The sequence below is a fragment of the Microcoleus asticus IPMA8 genome (assembly GCF_013179805.1).
GTDB classification, from domain to species: domain Bacteria; phylum Cyanobacteriota; class Cyanobacteriia; order Cyanobacteriales; family Microcoleaceae; genus Microcoleus; species Microcoleus asticus.
Genome location: NZ_SRRZ01000235.1, coordinates 1 through 4449 on the forward strand (window position 1 = coordinate 1; position 4449 = coordinate 4449).

6 protein-coding genes and 1 pseudogene are annotated in these 4449 nt (G+C 43.0%); 6 read left to right on the forward strand and 1 reads right to left on the reverse strand.

Features of this window, described 5'->3' with window-relative positions; translation table 11 throughout:
* Positions 1–246 precede the first annotated feature (246 nt).
* Together E5S67_RS34290 and E5S67_RS34295 are read left to right on the forward strand one after the other, a co-directional pair.
* The gene (locus E5S67_RS34290) at positions 247–639 is read left to right on the forward strand and encodes an ISAzo13-like element transposase-related protein (RefSeq protein WP_281363606.1); all 393 of its coding nucleotides are present in this window, start codon (positions 247–249) and stop codon (positions 637–639) included.
* A 10-nt stretch (positions 640–649) separates the two neighbouring features.
* Positions 650–970, forward strand: a complete 321-nt coding sequence (locus E5S67_RS34295; protein ID WP_281363607.1) for an ISAzo13-like element transposase-related protein — start codon at positions 650–652, stop codon at positions 968–970.
* Here the strand turns inward: E5S67_RS34295 and E5S67_RS31160 are convergent.
* Positions 956–1636: pseudogene (locus E5S67_RS31160) on the reverse strand (ISKra4 family transposase); the annotation flags it as partial. The gene E5S67_RS34295 and the pseudogene E5S67_RS31160 overlap by 15 nt on opposite strands.
* A 53-nt stretch (positions 1637–1689) precedes the next feature.
* Between E5S67_RS31160 and E5S67_RS34940 the strand changes: the two are divergent.
* The 4 genes from E5S67_RS34940 (at position 1690) to E5S67_RS31175 (ending at position 4341) form a co-directional block, all read left to right on the forward strand.
* Positions 1690–2004: a DUF6444 domain-containing protein gene (locus E5S67_RS34940; protein ID WP_172193223.1), complete on the forward strand. Its 315-nt coding sequence runs from the start codon at positions 1690–1692 to the stop codon at positions 2002–2004.
* Between the two features lie 302 nt (positions 2005–2306).
* On the forward strand, positions 2307–2555 hold the full coding sequence (locus tag E5S67_RS34945) for a hypothetical protein (RefSeq protein ID WP_422614732.1): 249 nt from the start codon (positions 2307–2309) through the stop codon (positions 2553–2555).
* On the forward strand, positions 2438–3046 hold the full coding sequence (locus E5S67_RS34950) for an IS66 family transposase (protein WP_422614731.1): 609 nt from the start codon (positions 2438–2440) through the stop codon (positions 3044–3046). Before E5S67_RS34945 ends, E5S67_RS34950 begins: the two co-directional genes overlap by 118 nt.
* 377 nt (positions 3047–3423) lie before the next feature.
* Entirely contained in the window at positions 3424–4341 is a 918-nt protein-coding gene (locus tag E5S67_RS31175; RefSeq protein ID WP_172193228.1) for a fructosamine kinase family protein, read from the forward strand.
* Positions 4342–4449: the final 108 nt, after the last annotated feature.

Consider the following 4449-nt stretch of genomic DNA (forward strand, 5'->3'; position numbering starts at 1 on the left):
ATCTGTTGTTCGTGACCAAACAGTAGGCTCGGTTTACCACCATGAGCCTGACTAGGGAGTAATCTTCCTGTCTCTTTTTTTCGTTTTAGTAGCGCCGCGATCCGTACTTTTACTCACTTGAAATCTTTCTGCTACTTTCCGAATAGAGGTGTTACCTACTTCTCCTTGTGTTAATAATCTTTTGACGTATATCTAGGGAGTAGGGTTTCATTTTTCTCTTTCTTACCACCTCTAATATTGTACCTAATGGTTAAGCAAAGTGCTGTACTTGGTTGGTTGGTACCTCTAGGCTACCTGTTTTGCCCCTTTTTTGGTTTTTCCTTATCCCGAACTCACGTTAATGAAAATCGGGACGCTCAATTTAAAAACATGGCGAGACTTGATACAGAGTATAAAGAAGCAAACAATCCTATTATTAGCTTTGACACCAAAAAGAAAGAAGTTTTAGGAAATCTGTATCGTCCGGTAACTCTCTATACAAAGAAACCTGTCACCACTTTCGATCGTGATTTTTGGAGTTTCGGTCACGGAATATTGAGCCAGCCTGGGGTTTATGATTCTCAACAGAACCGAGAATATATAACATTAATAAACAGTAAAGATACCAGAAAATTTGCGTGTGACGCTTTAAGAAACTAGTGAAATAATTATGGTAAAACCACCTACCTACCCTAACGCTAATTCTATCTTGGCTAAATGTGATGGTGGAGGTAGTAATAATGCTAATCATTATATTTTCACAGAAACTTTGCAGAAATTAGTTAATGAAATAGGAATTGAGATCGGAATTGCTCATTACCCTCCTTATACATCTAAATATAATCCCAGAGAAAATCGACTTTTTCCTCATATTACTAGGTCTTGTCAAGGAGTAATTTTTACAAGTTTAGAATTAGTCAAAGCTATCGTGGAAAAAACTCAAACTAAAAGGGAGCATCCCAGTTTGGCAGAAACACTAGATCGCGAGTAAACCATTGAGGTAAGCACAACGATTTGAAAACACCTGATTTACACTCTTTGCGTTCCACTGTGCCCCAGAGATTTTAATCCTTGCTCCAATCTGCTTAATTGCCGACTCGACTGCTCCTGAACCAATTGAACATAGTTGCTCAGCTTGGTAATAACTGTAGTTGACAATGCGAACTCTATGTTTTTCCAGGTAGGCACAGAAGTTGCGAGCTTGTTTGCCTCGGCAAGCACTAAACAAAGCCTTCGCTTCAAGCACCTGACGAAGCCACAATAGCACCTCAGCCTTTCTAAGTGTGTTTAATGATCCACCAACTTTGTAGAGATTTTCTTTGAGAAGATACCAGTCCAAGATTTCCTAGCGCTGTTGGTCTGTGCCAAACTCCTGGATTAAATTCCACACTCCCTGGTGACCATCTGCCAAGCAGACCAATGGGTTAAGCAATGGTTGGCTGTTGACATAATCAATCAATGATTGATTCTCATCAAAAAAAATACCATAGTATGTGCTATTTAACCGTATAGCTTTGTAGTCTCTCCAGTAACTCCCAGCTTTTGGCTCTCCCCGGAGTCGGACTTTACCCCCATCCACACTAATTTCTGAGATTCCTTGCTTCGCCGATGGTAATGGCAACTCTTGTCGAAGAACTAGTCTTTTTTGGGTAGAGTGTAAGGATTCAGGTCAAAAAAAACTTCAGTGGCAAAAGCTGGTAAAATAAACAAATGAAAAAGCCCGCAGCCACCAGACCGAAAGAAAAAACCGAAATCGAGCAGTTGAGCCAAGCTGAACTGGTGGAAATGGTGTTGGAGCTGCAAAAAATCATTGAAGAATTACAAGAAAAACTAGCTATTGCTACGGTAAAAAGTCGAACAACCAGTCAAACTTCTTCAATTCCTCCATCAACGGATCTGCTCCAAAAACCAGAGAAACCAACAGTCAAACCAGAAGCAGACCAGAAAAAGAAACCAGGTGGACAACCAGGTCCTGACGGGAAAAACCCGAAAAGGGTTTGGACGAGTAGACAGAACAGAAATTAGCTCACCCAGCATCTGTCAAAATTGTGGTAGTCAAGAATTAAGTGAAGTAATCAACATCCACTCTCAGCAAGTAGCAACTCTAGTAGCAAAACCAATCGAGGTCGTTGAATATCAGACACAATCGTGTAAATGCCTCGAATGTGGTGCAGTAGTTAGAGGAGAACCACCTTTGGGAATAGTTCCTTGACTTGACTTGAGCGTTAATCTCCAAGCACTCTTAGTCTGGCTTGGCAATTATGGGCATCTTTCCTACGCCAAGCTGACGCTCGTTGTTGTGGGAACTCGGCAGGATATTCGTGGGAGTGGGAACACTCCAAAAAACCAATCAACGAGTAGCAGCAGCAGCAGTAAAGCCAGCGATTAATGCACTGTGGGAATGGGCCGGGGTGCAATCAAATGTTCATGTAGATGAAACCCCCTGGTGTGTCATGGGATTAAAGAATGGTTATGGACAGCTAGTGGAGAAGAATTCTGTTTATTTCATGCCGCAGATACCAGGGGGCGCGTGGAATTGGAAACAATGCTGGGTACAGAATTTGCTGGAGTCTTAAGCTCAGATGATTTCAGCGTTTATAATGGTGGGAAAGTCGCAGCCCAACAGAAGTGTCTGGCTCATTTACGACGGCATTTCAAGAAAGTGCTGGGACTTCCGGGCAACAATAATAATGCAGCAGTCGCTCAAATATTTCTGTCATTAATTGATGAAGCTTTTATCGCCCATGAGTCCTGGCGAAACACGAAGGATCAACTTACCTACGACTTCTGGGCTCAGGATTTTAAAATACGATTGAATCAAGCTTTGGGGACTTGGTTGAACCAAGTTGGTTATGCCTCCGGTTTGTTACTCAAATCCTTACGAGATAAGGCAGAACAATGGTGGTATTTTCTCAATGACCCCTCGGTGCCTCCGGATAATAATTTAGCAGAACGTTCTCTACGGCTAGCTGTCACGAAACGGAAAGTTTCTGGCGGCTCTCGTTCGATGAAGGGATTTGAGGAAACGGCTAATCTATTGAGTGTGATTCAAACCTGTCGTTTTTAAGCTCGTTGAGTAATGGCTTTTTTCCGTGAGGCTATTTCGGCCCATTCTTGTGACTTGGCTATGCCGCTCGCTCATTCCCCTTTTTCAGACCTGAATCCTTACCTTTTTTGTTCTCGATCGACTTAAACTATTTTCTAGCTAAGCTTTCAAGTTGCTTGTCACCCCGTCAGGGAGTTTTCTCCTGACTAATTTAGATGACTGAATCTTTACCCTCTACGATCGCCCTTAACCCCAGTTCCACCATAATACTTGACGGTGGCGTGAGTTAATTCTGCCCTGAGCGAAAATTGGATCTACAAATTAACTAAAAATATGAATAGTAAAGTGTCGGCAGTCATATAAACTAATCCCGATCGCTCTCAAAACCATTTGATGCTATGTGGGACAAAATTGCCGCGCACATCTCTGAAGCAACTGGAGAAACATTTTCCATCGACAATCGCCGTTCAGTCAGCGGCGGCTGCATCAATCAAGGCTATGCTATCAGCAGCAGTTCCCGCAGTTATTTCGCGAAAATAAATCAAGCTTCCCAAGTCCCGATCTTTGAAGCTGAGGCGCTGGGTTTGCAGCAAATGCGGGAAATACAGACGATTCGAGTACCGCAACCGATTTGTTGGGGAACTGAGGGGAATTCAGCTTATATTGTACTGGAATGGCTGGAGTTGGGAAGTCGCGGAGGCGATATAGCTTGGGAAGAAATGGGGCGCCAAGTGGCGGCAATGCACAAATACACCCCCCTCAGCCCCCCCTTGGTAAGGGGGGGAGAAGAGGCTAATTCTGCCTTGGTAAGGGGATGTTTTGGTTGGGATATTAATAATACGATCGGCTCAACTCCTCAAATTAATAACTGGACGGCAAATTGGGCTGAATTTTGGGCTGAACATCGGATTGGTTATCAGTTAAAATTGGCGAGGCGTCGGCGTGGTCATTTTTCCCAAGAGAAACGTTTCTTAAAGCTGATTCCTGAGTTGTTAGCAGGTCACGAACCGCAACCTTCGCTAGTTCACGGGGATTTGTGGGGGGGGAATGCAGGGGTGACATCTGCGGGGGAACCGGTGATTTTTGACCCTGCTGCCTATTTTGGAGATAGAGAAGTTGATATCGGGATGACTGAGCTATTTGGTGGATTTCCTGCGCAGTTTTACCGGGGATATAATCAGGTTTGGCCTTTGGATTCAGGGTATGAACGACGCAAAACTCTTTATAATCTCTATCATATTTTGAATCATTTTAATTTGTTTGGCGGGAGTTACGAATCCCAGGCGAATCAAATGATTAATCGAATTTTGGGTTAGTTAGGAATCAGATTCTTTGGGTGCATCTCACTTTTGCAAATATATGAAAAAGGGCTCAAATGAAAAAGCTAGTAAAACTGTGAAAAAAGATGAGGTAAAAAAAATGAC

Bases quoted from the DNA above. Each gene is read 5' to 3' on its own strand.
- E5S67_RS31175 (WP_172193228.1), top strand. From the start codon at position 3,424: ATGTGGGACAAAATTGCCGCGCACATCTCTGAAGCAACTGGAGAAACA.
- E5S67_RS34940 (WP_172193223.1), top strand. From the start codon at position 1,690: ATGAAAAAGCCCGCAGCCACCAGACCGAAAGAAAAAACCGAAATCGAG.
- E5S67_RS34295 (WP_281363607.1), top strand. From the start codon at position 650: ATGGTAAAACCACCTACCTACCCTAACGCTAATTCTATCTTGGCTAAA.
- E5S67_RS34290 (WP_281363606.1), top strand. From the start codon at position 247: ATGGTTAAGCAAAGTGCTGTACTTGGTTGGTTGGTACCTCTAGGCTAC.